This is a genomic window from Streptomyces musisoli (assembly GCF_016741855.1).
Lineage (GTDB): Bacteria > Actinomycetota > Actinomycetes > Streptomycetales > Streptomycetaceae > Streptomyces > Streptomyces musisoli.
On sequence record NZ_JAERRH010000017.1, the window covers coordinates 62,010 to 78,045 of the forward strand.

Below are 16,036 nucleotides of genomic sequence, written 5' to 3' on the forward strand. Positions count from 1 at the left end.
TCACAAACGGAACTCCAAACATGACCCGGACACTCCCGACGGAAACCGCCGACGGGCCTTGACGGCCCCCATATGAATTATGATTCAATAGCATCGTGCGTCCGGAACCTGTGTGCTTCATGGGTTCCGGTTGACGAGAACTGCTACTCAAACGGGGGCTTAAGTGCAGTTCGCAATCCTTGGGTCGGCTACGGTGCGTTCTGCGAGCGGCGACCCCTTGGCAATTATGAGGCCCCGCCAGCGGAGCACGCTGTGCATCCTCTTACTGAATAGCGAACGACGGGTGAGCAAGGAATATCTCGTCGACGCGTTGTGGGGAGCCGACCTGCCCAGCGATCCGGGCGGCGCGCTCCGGAGCAACCTCTACGGCCTGCGCAAGGCGACGCCGATCAAGGGCCGGCTGCAGACCGGCCGCGACGGCTACGGCCTCGCCCTGCACGAGGGCGACGTGCTGGACCTGCACCGCTTCCGGGGCCTGGCCCAGCAGGCGCGGACGGCCCAGCTGCTGGGCGACGTCGACGCCGCGGCCCGGCTGTTCCAGCGCGCCCTGGACACCTGGGGCGACCCGCCGCTGGCCGACATCCCGGCCACGCCGATCATGCAGCCGGTCATCTCGGAACTGCTCGAACACCGCCACGCCGTCCAGGAGTCGCTGGTGGACGCCCGGCTGGCCCTCGGTCAGCACCACGAACTGCTGCCGTTCCTGATGTCGCTCACCACCGCGCAGCCGCTGCGGGAGCGCCGGTGGGAGCAGCTCATCCTCGCCCTGTACCGGTGCGGCAGGCGGGCGGAGGCGCTGGACACCTTCACCCGGGCGCGCCGGCTCCTCGTCGAGGACTACGGCATCGACCCCGGGGGCCCGCTGCAGCACCTGCAGCAGCTCATCCTGGCGGACGACCCGCTGCAGGCCCTGACCCTGCCCGTCCCGCCCCAGCGGATCCACGCCGACACCGCGCGCGAGCCGCGCCCGCAGCGGCCCGAGGTCCCCCGGCCGCTGGTCGGTGTCCCCCACCAACTCCCGGCCGAGCCGCGGAACTTCATCGGGCGCGAGGCCGAACTCAGGATGCTCACCGAGGTGGCGGACGGAATGTCGCCGGTCGGCTCCTCCCCGGTGGTCTCGGTGCTGTGCGGCCCCCCGGGGATCGGCAAGACGGCCTTCGCCCTCCACCTCGCCCACCGGATCGCGGACCGCTTCCCCGACGGGCAGCTGTACATCGACCTGGGTGCCTTCGGCCCGACCGACCCGGTCGACACCCAGCAGGCGATCCGGTCCGTCCTCGCCCCGCTGATCCGGCTGCCGGAGCCGGACACGATGTGCCCGGCCGCCTACGCCAACCTGTACCGGACCACCCTCGCGCAGCGGCGGATGCTCATCCTGATCGACAACGCGTACGACAGCGCGCAGGTGCAGCCACTGATCCCGGCCGGCCCGCAGTGCATGGTCATCATCACCAGCCGCCGCAAGCTCACCGGCCTGGTGACCTCGCACGGCGCCCGGCTGACCACCCTGGACCTGCCCTCCCGGGCCGAGGCGACCGCCCTGCTCGCGAGCCGGCTGGCCGCCGACGACCTCGCCGTCGACAGCGCCGCCCTCGCCGAGGTGACCGAGGCGTGCGGGCGGCTGCCCCTGGCGCTGGTGATAGCGGCCACCCGAGCGGTCGGCAGGCCCACGGTCCCGCTGCGCCACCTGGCCGACGAACTGCGCAGCGAGCAGAACCGGCTGGACGTGCTGCGCGGCGGCCGGGCCTCGGGCGACATCCGGGCGGCCTTCTCGTGGTCCTACCGGCGCCTGACCTGCGCCCAAGCACGCATGTTCCGCGTCCTCGGCGCGCACCGCGTGCGCGAGACCACCGCCGCCGAGGCGGGCCGGCTGGCCGAGGTGCCGGCCCTGGCGGCGACGCAGGCCCTCACCGGGCTCGCCTACGCGCACCTGATCCGGGAGTACGCCCCCGGGCGGTACCGCTTCGACGACCTGGTGGGCGCCTACGCAGCCGAGAAGGCGCGGGAGGAAGAGGACTGACCGCCCGGGTGGCGGCCGTGAGCAGAGGAACGAGGAGGAAGACTTGGACAGGCCATCGCTGGCCGGGCTGTGGGATCTCCTGTGGCCGGGAGCCGGTCCGTCACGGGCCGACCTCGCCGTGGGAGCCGAGGATCGGGCGCCGCTGCCGTACCCGTCGGGCTGGTTCTGCCTGGCGCTGTCCCGCGAGGTGCCGGCCGGCGCGGTGGTGAACCGGCGCTTCATGGGGCGCGACGTCGTCCTCTACCGCACCAGGGGCGGCGTCCTGCGGGTCGTGGACGCCCACTGCCCCCACCTGGGCGCCCACCTGGGCGCCGGCGGGGCGGTGGACGGCGAGCACCTGGTGTGCCCGTTCCACCGGTTCGCCTTCGACGTCGAGGGGTCCTGCGTCAGGGCGCCGGGCGGCGCCCCGCCCCGGGCGGCGCTGGGCCAGTACCCCGTGCGCGAGCGGGGCAGGGTCGTCTACGTCTGGCACGGCCACGACGCCGTGCCGCCCTCCTGGGAGCCTTCGGAGCTGCCCGACGACCGGTTCGCGCCCGCCGCCACCTGGAGCACGGTCCTGACCTCGCACCCGCAGGAGGTCATGGAGAGCTTCGTCGACTACGAGCACCAGGCGGTCGTGCACAACGTCGCGCTCCGTGAGGTGAAGCCGCCGCTGGAGGACGGGCCGCTGCTGCGCATCGCCTTCGGCGCGGCCATCAGGCTCTCCGTCGGCCTGGGGACCATCCGGGTGGAGCAGGGCCTCGCTCTGTCCGGACTCGGGCTGGCATCAGGCGAGGTGACGCTCCACCAGATCGGCATGACGCTGGGGGTGGTGGTCACGGCGACCCCGGTCGGGCCGTGGCGGACGCAGCTGCGGGTGGTCATCATGACGGACGCCGCCTCGCGCCCGGACTCCCCCCTGCTCCGGAAGGCCGCCGCCATGTCGCTGTCCGCCGTGGCGGGGCAGGCGCTCATGCGGACCGTGGTCCACCACATGGTCCAGGACGCCCGGATCTGGAACCGGAAGCGGTACCTGCCGGACCCCGCGCTCACCTCCGAGGAGGGCGCGATCGGCCAGTACCGCGGCTGGGTGGGGCAGTTCTACCCCCTGGAGGCACCGGCCGACCGGACCTGACCGGCGGCCGACCCGGGCCCTGCCTGGACGCCAATGAACTCCCTGCGGTCCGCAGGGAGTTCATTGGCATCCAGGCACCGATCAGAACCGCCGGCCGGCCTGCGTGCAGTCGGCCGGGGCGACTCTCCGCGCCCCGGCGACGGCTGACGGCGCGACAGGTCGCGCCTGGGCTAGGCCTCTCCTTTGGATCATGCCGGGCTGATCCGAACGAAATACCCCTAGCGGCGGGAGTACATGGTCCCGCCGAGCGCCCAGTGCTCGCGGTCGACCTCGTCGATGATCACCCAGACGTCCTCCTGCTTGGCGTCGCAGGTGCGCACGATCGCCTCGGTCACCTCCTTGACGAGGGCTTCCTTCTGGTCGGAGGTGCGACCGGGGAACATCTGCACGCGGATCATGGGCATGTGCTTCTCCTCAAGGGGGTTGGGGATCGGTGGGTCAGCCGAGCGGAGCGACGAGGCAGGGCCGGCGATGGTCGGGCCCCGGTGCACGGTGCGGGCCGCGCCGGTCACGCGTTCGCGTCGGTCAGGCGGCGCGGGTCGAACAGCGAGATGTCGTGGGTGCTGGTGCCCTCGGTGGCCAGCTGCGCGATCACCTCGCCGAGCGCGGGGGCGAACTTGAAGGCGTGGCCCGAGGTGCCGGCGGCGACGGTGATCCGGTCGCTCTGGGCCGACGGGCCGATGATGAAGCCCAGGTCGGGCGAGTTGTCGTACATGCAGACGCGGCTGCGCAGGTAGCGGCCGGGCAGCGCCGGGATCCGCTTGGCCAGGAACTCCCGTACAGCCTCGACGTCCTGCGTGCTGACGTGGCGGTCGAGGGAGTCCGGGTCCGCGAGCTCACCGCCGCTGTGGATGCCGGCCTTGACGCCGCCGGAGGGGCCGTCGACGGCCGGGTGGCCGTAGCCGACCGTGCCGTTCTCGCCCTCCCAGATCCAGTACGGCTGACGGCCGGTGTAGAAGTCCTCGGCCCGCGAGATCGGGTCGAACCAGAGCATCACCTTCCGCAGCACCTTGATGTGCGGCCGGAGCTCGGCGAGCAGCTGCGGGGCCCAGGCGCCGGCCGCGACCACCAGGCGGTCGGCCTCGTACACGCCGGTCTCCGTGCGCACCCGCACACCGCTGCCGGTGTCCGAGAAGTCCAGCACCTTCTCGTCGAACCGCAGGTCGGCGCCGTGTTTGCGGGCGAGGTCGAGGTGCGCGGTGACGACCTGCTCGGGACGCACGTAACCCGAGGACGGGTCCCACACGGCGACGTCGCCCGGCCCGGGGTTGAACTCCGGGAACCGCGAGCGGATCTCGTCGCTCTCCAGGTACTCGAACTCCAGGCCCGCCTCCCGGGCCGAGGCGAGCGCGGCGGGCACGAGCGCGCCGCCGGCCGGGCCGACGCAGATCCCGCCGGTGCGGTGGAACAGCGTCTCGCCGCGGATCTCGCCGAGCTCGTCCCAGAGGTCGTAGGCGCGGTCGAGCAGCGGGACGTACCCGGCGCCCATGAAGTACGCCTTCCAGACCCCGCGGCTCTCGCCGTGGCTCGCACCGCGCGCGTGCGCGGGCCCGAACCGGTCGATGCCGATCACCCGGCTGCCGCGCGCGGCCAGGTGGTAGGCCGCGGCGCTGCCGAGCCCACCCAGGCCGACTATCAGGACATCAGCGGTTTCGGTCACGCTCTCTCACTCTCCGGTGGTGGCGGTCGGGGCGGCGGTCTTCATCAGGCGGCTGACCTCACGGCGCAGCCCGACCGGGCTGTCGGCGAAGTGCGCGACCACCTTGTCCCTGGTGCACTCGGCCTTTTCCTGGCTGAGCTTGAGCATCGTGTCGACCGACTCGACGGTGAAGCGGAAGGCGCCGACGCCGTCGACGATCTCGTCGAAGTAGTCGAGCGACGGGCCCGGGTCCCAGCCGAGGCCGTGCTCGGCCTCGAAGGCCGCCACCGTCCAGCGCACCACGTCGAGCGCGTCCTCCCGGGCGGGCATCGGGTGGATGCGGCCCTGGACGTGGGTGGTGGCGAAGTTCCAGGTGGGGGCGGCCGGGGTCTGCTCGTATACGGCGGCGGAGACGTAGGCGTTGGCGCCCTGGAAGACCAGGGTCGCGTGCTGCCCCTCGTACAGCGTCGCCCAGTGCGGGTTGGCCCGGTTGAGGTGGCCGTAGAGCGTGACGCCGCTCAGCGACTCGATCCCCTCGGGCTCGGCGGCCGGCGGGAAGATCACGGGCAGGTGCGTGGCGAACGGCGCCGCGGGGCCGTTGCTCAGCAGCAGCGCCAGCGGGTACTCGCGGATCAGCCGGACGGCTTCGGTGTCCGGGGACTGGTAGATCTTCGGAACGTACATCTCGTGCGTCTCCTTTCTCCTGGCCGCTCACCCGACCTCCCGGAAGCCTCCGGGACCCCGGTCATCGGGCGGACGCGGTGAGGACCTGGGCGGGAACCGCGGCCGTCACGGCCGCGAGGATCTCGCCTGCGCGCACCGCGGTGACCGAGAGCAGCGTCGAGGCCAGGCCGTGGGTGTGCTCCGTCGGGCCCTGCACGTAGATCCCGGCGCGGACCCGGTCGGTGGTGACGAGCCGGTAGTCCCGGTCGAGGTGCGGGCGGGACTGGTCGTCCAGCTTGAGCTGGTCGGCCAACGAGCCGAGCAGGGCGAGCGGATCGGCCGGGCGGTACCCGGTGCCGAACACGACCGCGTCCGTCTCGAACTCGGTCAGCTCCCCGGTGGGCAGGTGCTCCACGACCAGCCGTACCGCGTCGCCTTCCTGCGACAGCGAGGCGAGCCGGCTGACGTTCATCATGACCAGCCGCGGCTGGGTGCCCCGCACCTGCTCCCGGTAGGACCGCGCGTACAGGTCCTGGATCAGTTCGAGGTCCACGACCGCGTAGTTGGTGTTGCGGTGGTAGTCGACCAGCCGGCGGCGGACGTGCTCGGGCGCCACGTAGTACTCGTCGACGGCGTCGGGGTCGAAGATCTGGTTCGCGAACGGGGAGTCGTCCGCCGGGCTGTACCCGTAGCGCCCGAACACGGCCCGTACCTCGGCCTCCGGGAACCTCCCGTGCAGGTGCGCCACCGCCTCGGCGGCGCTCTGCCCGGCACCGACGACGGTGAGGCTGCGCGGCGCGACGGACTCGAACTCCGGCAGCCGGTGCAGCAGTTCCGAGGTGTGCCAGACCCGGTCCGACCGTTCGATCCCGTCCGGCAGCCAGGGCTGCAGACCGGCGGCGATCACCACGTTCCGGGTGCGGTGCACCTCCTCGGCCCCGTCGCGGTGCACCACGACGTCGAGCAGGTCGACGGCCCCGTCCGGGCCGGGCACCGGACGGATGTCCACCACCTGCGCGCCGTAGCGCACCAGGTGACCGACCCGCTCGGCGCACCACGCGAGGTAGTCGTGGAACTCGGTGCGCAGCGGGAACAGTGACTTCTGGTTGATGAACGCGGCGAGCCGGCCCCGGTCCCGCAGGTAGCACAGGTAGCTGTGCGGGCTGGCCGGATTCCGCATGGTGACCAGGTCCTTGAGGAACGAGACCTGCATCGTCGCCTCGTCCAGCAGCATTCCGGTGTGCCAGCCGAAGGCCGGCTGCCGCTCCAGGAACAACGCGTCGCACCCGGCCGGCGCGCCCGCTTCGTCCAGCGCGAGCGCGACGGCCAGGTTCGACGGTCCGAATCCGACGCCGACCAGGTCGAGCACCGCTTCCGGCATGGTGGGGCTCCTCTGACGAAGTGGAGAACGGGTTGCGTCCCGGCATGTGCGATGCCCCCGTGGACAGTGGTGCAGCCGGGGCGGTACCGGATTCATCCTTTATCGGGCCCCCCGGCTCAAACAAGCAGCGCTGTCGGCGATGGCCCGATCGCGATCCGCTTTGGCCGGTTCGAAACCGACCCCGAGCGGCTTTGTCACCCTTGACTGCTTGCACGCAAAAAAGACTGACGAGGCGTCATATCGGTCCGGGGCCAATGCGGCGGCATGGCGCATACACTCCTTTTCCAACCCCCGCAACAGCGAATCCAGTAGACCCACCCCGCGGAGTCGGCCACCGTTCACCCCACCGACCGCCCACCGATACCGATTCCCACCCACGGATGCGTCCGCGAATTCCCGCCCTGCCCGCCCCGCGGGAATTTCATGACCATCCGTCAGATACGACCGAATCCGTCGCGACTGCGGCGCGCGCGGATCGACCGGAAGTACTCCGGCAGCGCCCGGGTGAGGAGCGCGTACGCCGGCCCGTACGGCGTGTGGGATCGCCCGGCACACTCCACACGACGTCCATCACGGACACACCGACGCAATCAACGCCGTCCGCGCCGAGGTCCTGACCGCCGCCTACCAACGCCGCCCCGGACCCGCCGACCTGCCGACCGCCGCCTGGATCAACCCACCCAGCCGCGACCAGCAAGAACTCTGACTCAAAGATTCTCGGACCGACCTACCTCCGAAATCTGGACAGCTACCGCCCTCTCCCGAGTTCGATCTTCGATACAGTTGACGTGGTTACTACCGGGCCTGGGGCAACGGAGCCGACCGGGCGCGGGACTGTCCATTCGACCACGGGGCAAGGAGACACGGATGGCTGCCCAGAATAGCGACCGCTTACACCCTCTGACCGACCAGCAGACGGATATCCCCGTCGCTCGGGACTCGACGGCGACGCGCCCGCGTCCGCGACGAGCGGAGGCTCCGACCACCCGCGCTTCTCAGGGGAGGGTGACAACCAATCGCGGCGGTGAACCGGCCGGCCAGATGTCTCCCTCCAGCGCCCTGACACCGCGCCAGCTCGAGGTTCTCGCCCTGCTGACCGACGGCATGACGAACCGCCACATAGCTCGGGCACTCGGTATCACCGAGAAGACCGTAAAGAACCACATGCAAGCGATCTTCGCCCGGCTCAACGTGTCCGATCGGACCCAGGCCGCGGTCTACGCGGTCCGGCACGACCGAGCAGCATGACGGCTGCTGCCCGGCCGTCACCGCGCCGGGCAGCAGTGGCACCATCGATCGTTCCCGGCGTCGCCGGTGGCCGCCAAAGGCTCGGACGGCCGACCCGCTCTCCACTGTCCGAGACGCCACGCGGTCGCTCTCACCGGACGGACGACCGGCACACGTTCTCACACCAGCCTCTGAGCGCTGCCGTGTTGATGTTCACGCAGGATCTCCACCAGCCGGCCCCCGCCTTCCCCGAACGGGTCGAGCACCAAAAGTCCCGTCTGGCCCTGTAGCTTCCCCACCTCCCGCCGGCAGTCCAGGCCGGAGAAACCGGCGCTGTCGACACTCACCGCTGCGACCTTGGCCGGCCTGACGAAAACGGTGAACTCCTCGACGCAGGCGCCCTCGTCGAGGAGTTCGTGGCAGACGGCCGCCGGGGCCCTGTCGACGTGGTCCGGATGGTTCAGCAGCCACCGCAGCGTGGCGCGTTCAGGCCGGTGTCAACGCCTCTGGTCGCGGCTTGGGTTCGGAGCCGGCTCGCTCCCGCCGCTCGGGTTGCCGGTCGCGAGTTGCCCCGGCAGCGCGGTGAGTCTTCCCTGCACCTCGATCACCGCCCAGCCTTCGCCGGTTCGGCCTGCAAACACCGGCCGAACCGGCGTTCGTGACCCGGCCCTCGCCGGCACCTCGGAATTCGGGTGCCTCGCTGCTGGAACTCACCGGGCCGGGTCTTGGTGCTCGCCCTCGACTCAACATTTGCAGAATAGATCTTGCCTCACACGATCATGACGGAGAGGGTCTAATCCCGGAGCCCCGTCCCAGGGCTCGGCCGCCGGCCCGTCGACGGCAAAAACCCTGCTCATGACCTGTCGGCGGGCGCCGAAACATAGCGACAGCGAGCGATGGGTCTTAAGTCCTATGTACGGCCGACTTGGCGATCTGACAACCTGCCCGTGGTTGCAATCCACCACCTAGGAGAGCTGCGGAGTCCCGTACAGCCCCCGGTGGTCGGGTTTTACATCCCACACTGATGCATTTGGTTCAGACACACGTCGGGGGCCGGGTGTGCGCCGCGCAGCCGGAGTGCGGCGATGCTGCCGCACGCACGGCCGAGGCGGTCGTCAGAACCGTCCAGAAACTACTGCGAAAGAAGGAGCAGTGACGATCGAACTGCAGCCGCCGGTGGACGACCCGATCGTCGTCGATGATTTGGAGCGCCTCTCGTTCCGGGTGGATCGCCGCGCCTACACCGACGACGACGTGGCCACGCGGGAGATGGCCAGGATCTTCGATCGCTGCTGGTTGTACGTCGGGCACGAATCGGAGGTGCCCGAGCCGGGCTCCTACGTGTCACGCGACGTCGGCGGGCGCCCGGTGATCATGTCGCGCGGCTCCGACGGGGTGATCCGGGTATTCGCCAACAGCTGCACTCACCGCGGGGCTCTGCTCTGCTCGCAGCCGGCCGGACAGGTCAAATCATTCCGGTGCCCTTATCACGACTGGACGTTCTCCAACAAGGGCGAACTGACCGGGGTTCCGCTTCCCGACGGGTACGGGCCGAGCTTCCGGAAGGCGGACTTCGGTCTGGCGACGCACCGCAGTGACAGCTACCGCGGTTTCGTCTTCGTCACCTTCGATCCGGAGCAGCCGCGCACCCTGGTCGAGTACCTGGCGGGAGCCACGGAGTACATCGATCTGGTCGCCGACCAGTCCGAGACCGGGATGGAGGTGATCCAAGGCGCGCAGCTCCACGGGGCTCAGGCCAACTGGAAGCTCATGATGGAGAACAGCGTCGACATCTACCACTTCCGAGCACTGCACAAGCGTTACGTCAGCTACATGCAGTCGCTCGGGTCGGTGCCACCACGACGACGCGGTGGCTTCGCCCGCGCCCTCGGCCTGGGCCATGGAGCCAACGAGCTGCCGCCGGCCGCGGCCCGCCCGCTCGCCCACTGGACGCCGATGTTCGATCCCGAGCTCCGGCCGCGGATGGAGGCGACCGCCGCACGTTTCGCCGACAAGTTCGGCGCCGAACGCGCCGAGCGGATCACCGGCATGAATCGCGCGCTGCTGATCTTCCCCAACCTGATGATCATCGACGCGATTGCGCTCACCATTCGCAAGATCGACCCGGTCGGTGCCAACCGGATGTCCATCACCTCGGTTGCGCTGGCCCCCAAGGACGAAGATCCGGAGATCCGGGAACTCCGCAAGAGTCACTACCTGACGTTCCTCGGTCCCGCCGGCTTCGCCACTCCCGACGACATCGAGATCGTCGAGTCGTGCCAGCGAGGTTATCTCGACCGCACGGTGCGCTACTCGGATCTGTCGCGCGGTATGGACAAGGAGATCCCCGAGACGACCGACGAGCTTCCTGCCCGAGAATTCTGGCGGCAGTGGGACCGGCTGATGCACGGCGACGACGGTCACTTCGAGGTCGCTCAGCAGGCCGAGTTGCAGGGGACGGAGAAGCGATGACCAGCGAAGTGATAGTCGACGAGGCAGCCCAGGTGAGGCTGTGGCACCGGGTCAGCCAGTTCCTGTTCCGTGAAGCTCGGATGCTCGACGAGTGGCGTCTGAACGAGTGGTACGACGAGATGCTGACCGATGACATCCGCTACGTGGTGCCGGCTACCGACGTCCACGGCGAGTCGGCCGACGCGCTCGGGCTCATCGATGACAACGCTGCCCGGCTTCGCCAGCGGATCGAGCAGCTCCTCAATGGCGAGGTGTGGTGCGAGGACCCTCGGTCGCGAACCAATCGCGTGATCAGCAACGTGGAAATCCTGGCTGATCAGGGCAGCTACCTCGAGGTGGCGGCGAATGTCGTCGTGTACCGCTTCGGGCACGGGCGCTCCGACGCCTACGTCGGAAAGTATCGGTTCGAACTCGTCCCCGAGGGCGAGTCGTTCCGGATCCGGCGACGTCTCGTGGTGCTCGACCACGAGACGTTGTACGAGCACGGCAAGATCAGCATCGTCCTGTAACGGGGCCGATGACAGCGGCCAGCCCCGGCGGCTTCCCAGCCGTCGCCGCCGCAGCCGAGCCGGGCCTCTCTCTCGAGGCAGGCCTACGTCCTCGGCGTCGACGGCGGCTGGGGCCCGGACTGGTCCTCGTCTTCGTGACGTCGTGACGTTACAACCATCCGCCCCAATATGGAGGAGTTGATCGATGAATCAGCCGTCTGCCCGGCACGAGCGGGGTGAAGCCATCTTCAAGGAGGTCTTCGGCCGCGAACCGCGCCCGGGTAATTACCCGGAATTCCTGCAGATCACCATCGACCACTTGTTCGGGGAGATCTGGGCCCGCCCGCAGCTGAGCCTCGAGGAGCGCGAACTGGTCGCACTGACCGCGGTCGCGCTGGCGCGGACCGATTGGGAGCTGCGGGGGCACATCGGTGCCTCCCTGAACCTCGGGATGTCGCGGGAGAAGATCGTCGAAGTGATCATTCAGCTCGCCTATTACGGCGGCTGGCCGGTCGCCAACAACGGACTGCGCGTCGCCCAGGAAGTTTTCGCCGAGCTGGACGCCGCCACCGGAAAGGACGCGGACCATGACCAGTGAAACGTCTCCTCTCGACCCGGCGGAGAAGGTCGACCTGTGGCGCCAGCGGTACTTCGAGGCCCAGGCGGCCGCGGAGGAGTTCGTCCTGGGAGAGCACGGCGAAGAAGGCCTGGCCGGATGGATCGAGGCGAACTCCCGTATCACCGCGGACCTGCTGCGAGCGCAACGGCCCGACGGGGTATCGGCTACCGATCACTTCATGACCCGGATGCAACGCCAGCTCTTGCTGTACGACTCGGCAGTGTCCACCGAGCCTCAGCCCTCGGGCACCGTTCTGCGTAACGCCGACTGCGGGATCCTCCGGTACCGCAAAAAGGCCGCCCGCGCCGGCGTCGTCCTGACGTTCAAGTCCCCGTGCGGGTACTGCCAGAAACTCCACACCGCCATCGCCAACCGCTATGTGGAGCCGGACGTCAAGGTCTCGTGCGAACAGACGGAAGACGGGTGCACCTGGCGCGCCGAATCCGCTCACGCTCCCGGGGAGGATGCGGCCGGGTCACCGCACGGCGGACAAGCTGCTGATTGAACCGACGGCAGTACAGTCCCCCGCCGGTCGGCCTAGAAGGGCGTTCGGCGATGCCATCAGCTCGGACATTTTGTCGCGACTTTGCCTGACCCCCGACCGAAACGTCTTCCAGCACTTCTCGTACTCGTCTATCGGAGTGATTAGGCATGCCTTTGTCGATGGTTGACAAAATAATCCGCCTGAACCTGATGTCTTTCCCGCGCCCCCTTAATGTGGCGCAGTTCTACCCGGCGCTTTCAACGTACAGCGTCGAGCAGCCCTTTTCGCTCGACGATTTCCGAGACGCGGTCGGTCACTTCTTCGACAAGAACCCGCTCTTTTCGAAGTGTCATTTGATCGAGCGAGAGTTCGAGAGTCCGGAAGAATTCCCGATCGGGTCCTTCCAGGGGATCGTGCTCGACGAGTACCCCAACTACTACGACGGATTCCTGTTGATGTCCGTCAGGTACAAGTCGAACCCCAACATCCAGGGGATCTTCACAGCCTTCCCCATGTCGATGCAGGACGGCTTCCGGTGCTTCCAATTCCACCAGGCGTTGATGAGCACCATGAAGGCGGGCGAAGACCGCTTCCGCATCGCGGAGGTGATAGCGGAGCTTCAACTGCAGACCGCTGACATGGACCAGTACCTCCCCGCGAGGAAGCCGTCCGTCGATGAGGGCGAAACGGTGCGCCTCATGCCCTGGACGGTTCGAGAGACCGTCGAGCCGGCCGTGAAGCTCGGTTCATTTCTCGACACGGTCAAGGCGGAGTTCCAGAGGAGGTCCAGCGAGAACCTTCTCGTGATGAAGAACGCCTCGTACGCCGCAGGCCTTCCCTTCGGAAACCATCTCGTGTTCCTGTTCGTTCCGCGCGAGGTGGTCGATCGGAGCAGTGGTAGTCAGATTCGCGACTACTACAAGGAGTTGGCGGTCGCCGCGGAGAAGAAGGTCGCGGAGTTGGAGACACCGGAGGACTTCGCACGAGCCGGCGCGGAAGTGTTTCCGTGGATAGGCACGCACCCCCGTCGATTCGGCGTCAACAACTACGGCGACGTCTCGCGGTTCGACGGGTCGGACTTCCTTCCGGACAAGGGAACCCTCGTGCAGTACCAGTGGCACATGCCGTACATGGTCTCGCGTGGAGCGGCCGAGGAAGGCTCGGGGATGTACATGACCATTACCATCAACGGTAAGGCGCTGCATTTCCTGACGCAGCGGCGGTAGGGAGAGATGAAGATCGTCACGTTGTCTTGCGCGTGGGGTTTCTCCCGTCGCTGACAGGCGCGTTGCTCGAGGCGGGGACGATCGTGCATGCGCGGACGATGCCGACTGAGCGTGCACCGGGATCGTTGTTCCCGTGGTACCTGCGCCTACGGAACAAGAACGTGGCTTCGGCGTGCGTCAGCCGGAACGATCACCAGACCTGGCCCGCACCGCGGCCCTCGGTCCATGTGTGGCCGTGGGCCGCCAACGCGGCATGAACCTCGACGGCAGCCGGGCGTGAGCGGATTCCGCGCGCCAGGGGCGTCCGTCGCCCGCCTGTTCGCACGACACCGTGACGTCCGGTTCGGTTCCACCCCGAATCGGTGCTCAGTCAGGACGGTCAAATACAACACAAGAAACAAGCAATAGCTTGAGTCTGGAGTAGCCGTGAAGATCCTCAAATCTTTTTACAGGGTATACCTTCGAAAGACGGAACTCGAAGCATGTAAAAAGTTCTACATGGCACTCCAAGGAGTGGACCGTCCGCACCACGAATTCTACTACGAGGAGTTCAGGCTCGATATCGTAGGGATCGGAAGTTTTCTCCTGCTCGCGGGAGACAAGGCTGACACTGAGCGGTTCGAGGCTACCAAGTTGACCTGTCTGGTGGATGACCTGGACGCCGTGCGCGCCTACTTCATCCAGACCGGGGTCAAGATCATCGACGACATCAAGGTGGTTCCTTCAGGACACAACTTGCGCGCCATGAGTCCGGACGGAACGATCGCCGAGTACGTCCGACACAGCGATGAATTCAAGCGCAAGATGGCTGGAAACGCCTACGACTGAGAATGCCGGATCGATCACGCTGATCCCCTCGAATCGGGTGATCAGCGCGCGGTACGATCGTTCCAATCGATCTAGCGCGATCTCCTACTCATCTGAGTAGTTGACCGACTTCGCCTTCCAGAACAGGCTGGGTGCCAGTGGGCCGTCGGCGGAATGTCTGCAAATTCGGAGCGACGAGCTTCCAATTCGGGGGATCAAACTCGTGACCACGCCTCTCACTCTCACACCGTTAGTTGAACCCGACTTCACTTCCGATCCGGAGCGCGAGGGCCAATGGCTTCGGACTCTGCCGGCCCAGCAGCAGCCGCGGTGGAAGGACCACGGTCTGGCTGAACGGCTCAGCAGCGAGCTCAGTGACTTGCCCGGCATGGTGACCTGGGACGAGGTACGCCATCTGCGGCTGCTCCTCGCCGAGGTCGCGGCCGGCGGACTACAGATCCTTCAGGCGGGCGACTGCGCCGAGGACCCCGCGGATTGCGTTCCCGAGGTGCTCCGCCGCAAGGCCGGCATGCTCGACGCGCTGGCCGGGGCGATGCAGGCCCGAACCGGGCTGTCCGTGGTGCGGGTGGGTCGGATCGCGGGTCAGTTCGCCAAGCCCCGCTCCGCCGACCTGGAGCGGCACGGAGAGCTGGAAATACCGGTGTTCCGCGGCCACTTGGTCAACGACCCGCAGCCCGATCCGCAGCTGCGCCAGCCGGATCCGGCGCGCCTGCTCACCGGCTACCGGGCCGCTCACGCCGGAACGGAATTCCTGCGCCGACTCGGCGGTGCCTGGGGTCTGCCGGCCGCGGCACCCGTGTGGACGAGTCACGAGGCCCTCGTGCTGGACTACGAGCTGCCGTTGCTGCGCCGTGGCCAGCAGGGCTTGCTGCTGTCCTCGACGCACTGGCCGTGGATCGGGGACCGCACCCGCCAGCTGGACGGTGCACACGTGCAGCTGCTGGCCCGGGTCCAGAATCCGGTTGCCTGCAAGGTCGGTCCGACGATGACACCCGCCGAGCTGACTCAGCTCTGTGCGGTCCTTGACCCGGCTCGTACGCCCGGCCGACTGACGCTCATCTCCCGGATGGGCGCGGATCGGGTCGCGGAGTGGCTGCCACCGTTGATGGCCGCTGTCCGCGACGCGGGGCATCCGGTCATCTGGCTGTGCGATCCGATGCACGGCAACACTCAGCGCGGCCCCCTGGGCCGCAAGACCCGCCTGCTGACCAGCGTCACGCGCGAAGTGGAGCTCTTCCAAGAGGTGGCCGCCGCAGAGCACGCGGTCGCAGGGGGGCTGCACCTGGAAGCCACGCCGGAGGACGTCCGTGAATGTGTGGCGGACGAGTCGTATCTCGATGACCTCCTCGACCCGCTGGGCTACACCACCCTGTGCGACCCGCGCCTCAACATCGACCAGGCCGTGGCAGTCGTGTCGGCCTGGCGTCCTTGAGCGACACGACCACCGTCCACGGAACGACGACCGGCCGCTGGACACTTTGCGTTCAAGGTCTGGTCGGTAACGGTGGAGACAGACCTGCTCCGGTGAAGTAGCCGTCGATCGGACGGGTGCGGTTCTGCACGCGTCCGAGGCGGCTCTTCACCGCGGCGGCGAGTTCGCCGGCGGTGCGGGCGGCGAGGTCTGCCAGGCTGCCTTTCATCGTCGACCAGACCTTTCATCGTCGACCAGACCTTCTCGACGGGTTGAGTTCGAGCGCGTAGGCGGGTAGCCGGAAGACCCGCAGCAGACAGCGGGCGGCGATCGCCGAGCGGATCGCGGGAGTCCTGCGCAGCGACAGGCGGCGGTCCCAGATCAGCGCGATCGGTGCCCGTAGCTGCTGGTGAGCGGCGTCGAGCAAGCAGAGCCCGGCCAACGCTGTCGGCCCTGCCGGCGAC

Annotated in this window: 17 protein-coding genes; 10 read left to right on the forward strand and 7 right to left on the reverse strand. The window is 68.2% G+C overall.

The window, feature by feature from the left end; translation table 11 throughout:
* The first annotated feature begins 283 nt into the window (after window positions 1-283).
* Both JK361_RS31595 and JK361_RS31600 read left to right on the forward strand, forming a co-directional pair.
* A complete protein-coding gene (locus tag JK361_RS31595) occupies window positions 284-2,020 on the forward strand; it encodes an AfsR/SARP family transcriptional regulator (protein ID WP_201824840.1) in 1,737 nt (578 codons plus the stop codon).
* A gap of 43 nt (window positions 2,021-2,063) precedes the next feature.
* On the forward strand, window positions 2,064-3,134 hold the full coding sequence (locus JK361_RS31600) for a Rieske 2Fe-2S domain-containing protein (RefSeq protein ID WP_201824842.1): 1,071 nt from the start codon (window positions 2,064-2,066) through the stop codon (window positions 3,132-3,134).
* Window positions 3,135-3,352: 218 nt separating this feature from the next.
* Here the strand turns inward: JK361_RS31600 and thmT are convergent, their stop codons facing one another.
* From thmT to JK361_RS31620, 4 genes are all read right to left on the reverse strand, one after another.
* Window positions 3,353-3,538, reverse strand: a complete 186-nt coding sequence (thmT, locus tag JK361_RS31605; protein ID WP_073923219.1) for a 2-hydroxymuconate tautomerase — start codon at window positions 3,536-3,538, stop codon at window positions 3,353-3,355.
* Window positions 3,539-3,642: 104 nt separating this feature from the next.
* Window positions 3,643-4,794 carry an N-methyl-L-tryptophan oxidase gene (gene solA, locus JK361_RS31610; protein ID WP_201824844.1) on the reverse strand — a complete coding sequence of 384 codons (1,152 nt, stop codon included), beginning with the start codon at window positions 4,792-4,794 and terminating at the stop codon, window positions 3,643-3,645.
* 6 nt (window positions 4,795-4,800) lie between these two features.
* Complete coding sequence (locus tag JK361_RS31615) at window positions 4,801-5,457, reverse strand: FMN-binding negative transcriptional regulator (protein WP_201824846.1); 657 nt, start codon at window positions 5,455-5,457, stop codon at window positions 4,801-4,803.
* 61 nt (window positions 5,458-5,518) lie between these two features.
* Window positions 5,519-6,817, reverse strand: coding sequence for a lysine N(6)-hydroxylase/L-ornithine N(5)-oxygenase family protein (locus JK361_RS31620; RefSeq protein ID WP_201824848.1), 1,299 nt, complete (start codon window positions 6,815-6,817; stop codon window positions 5,519-5,521).
* A gap of 867 nt (window positions 6,818-7,684) precedes the next feature.
* Between JK361_RS31620 and JK361_RS31625 the strand changes: the two genes are divergently transcribed.
* The gene (locus tag JK361_RS31625) at window positions 7,685-8,065 is read left to right on the forward strand and encodes a response regulator transcription factor (protein ID WP_201824850.1); all 381 of its coding nucleotides are present in this window, start codon (window positions 7,685-7,687) and stop codon (window positions 8,063-8,065) included.
* A gap of 158 nt (window positions 8,066-8,223) precedes the next feature.
* On the opposite strand, the gene JK361_RS31630 is transcribed toward JK361_RS31625, so the two are convergent.
* Window positions 8,224-8,391, reverse strand: coding sequence for a hypothetical protein (locus tag JK361_RS31630; RefSeq protein ID WP_201824852.1), 168 nt, complete (start codon window positions 8,389-8,391; stop codon window positions 8,224-8,226).
* A gap of 805 nt (window positions 8,392-9,196) precedes the next feature.
* On the opposite strand from JK361_RS31630, the gene JK361_RS31635 reads away from it, so the two are divergent.
* The 7 genes from JK361_RS31635 (at window position 9,197) to JK361_RS31665 (ending at window position 15,593) form a co-directional block, all read left to right on the forward strand.
* Complete coding sequence (locus tag JK361_RS31635; RefSeq protein ID WP_201824858.1) at window positions 9,197-10,516, forward strand: aromatic ring-hydroxylating oxygenase subunit alpha; 1,320 nt, start codon at window positions 9,197-9,199, stop codon at window positions 10,514-10,516.
* On the forward strand, window positions 10,513-11,025 hold the full coding sequence (locus JK361_RS31640) for an aromatic-ring-hydroxylating dioxygenase subunit beta (RefSeq protein ID WP_201824861.1): 513 nt from the start codon (window positions 10,513-10,515) through the stop codon (window positions 11,023-11,025). The genes JK361_RS31635 and JK361_RS31640 overlap by 4 nt, the downstream gene beginning before the upstream one ends.
* Before the next feature lie 184 nt (window positions 11,026-11,209).
* Entirely contained in the window at window positions 11,210-11,602 is a 393-nt protein-coding gene (locus tag JK361_RS31645; protein WP_201824863.1) for a carboxymuconolactone decarboxylase family protein, read from the forward strand.
* Window positions 11,592-12,128: a hypothetical protein gene (locus tag JK361_RS31650; RefSeq protein ID WP_201824865.1), complete on the forward strand. Its 537-nt coding sequence runs from the start codon at window positions 11,592-11,594 to the stop codon at window positions 12,126-12,128. Before JK361_RS31645 ends, JK361_RS31650 begins: the two co-directional genes overlap by 11 nt.
* 158 nt (window positions 12,129-12,286) lie before the next feature.
* A complete protein-coding gene (locus JK361_RS31655; RefSeq protein ID WP_201824868.1) occupies window positions 12,287-13,333 on the forward strand; it encodes a hypothetical protein in 1,047 nt (348 codons plus the stop codon).
* A gap of 426 nt (window positions 13,334-13,759) precedes the next feature.
* Window positions 13,760-14,161 (forward strand): hypothetical protein, encoded by a 402-nt coding sequence (locus JK361_RS31660; protein ID WP_201824870.1) that lies wholly within the window; start codon window positions 13,760-13,762, stop codon window positions 14,159-14,161.
* A 286-nt stretch (window positions 14,162-14,447) separates the two neighbouring features.
* Window positions 14,448-15,593, forward strand: coding sequence for a 3-deoxy-7-phosphoheptulonate synthase (locus JK361_RS31665; RefSeq protein WP_372448762.1), 1,146 nt, complete (start codon window positions 14,448-14,450; stop codon window positions 15,591-15,593).
* 52 nt (window positions 15,594-15,645) lie between these two features.
* Here JK361_RS31665 and JK361_RS31670 read toward each other — a convergent pair whose 3' ends face one another.
* Window positions 15,646-15,801 carry a hypothetical protein gene (locus JK361_RS31670; protein ID WP_201824871.1) on the reverse strand — a complete coding sequence of 52 codons (156 nt, stop codon included), beginning with the start codon at window positions 15,799-15,801 and terminating at the stop codon, window positions 15,646-15,648.
* A gap of 15 nt (window positions 15,802-15,816) precedes the next feature.
* Window positions 15,817-15,999 carry a hypothetical protein gene (locus JK361_RS31675; RefSeq protein WP_201824872.1) on the reverse strand — a complete coding sequence of 61 codons (183 nt, stop codon included), beginning with the start codon at window positions 15,997-15,999 and terminating at the stop codon, window positions 15,817-15,819.
* Window positions 16,000-16,036: the final 37 nt, after the last annotated feature.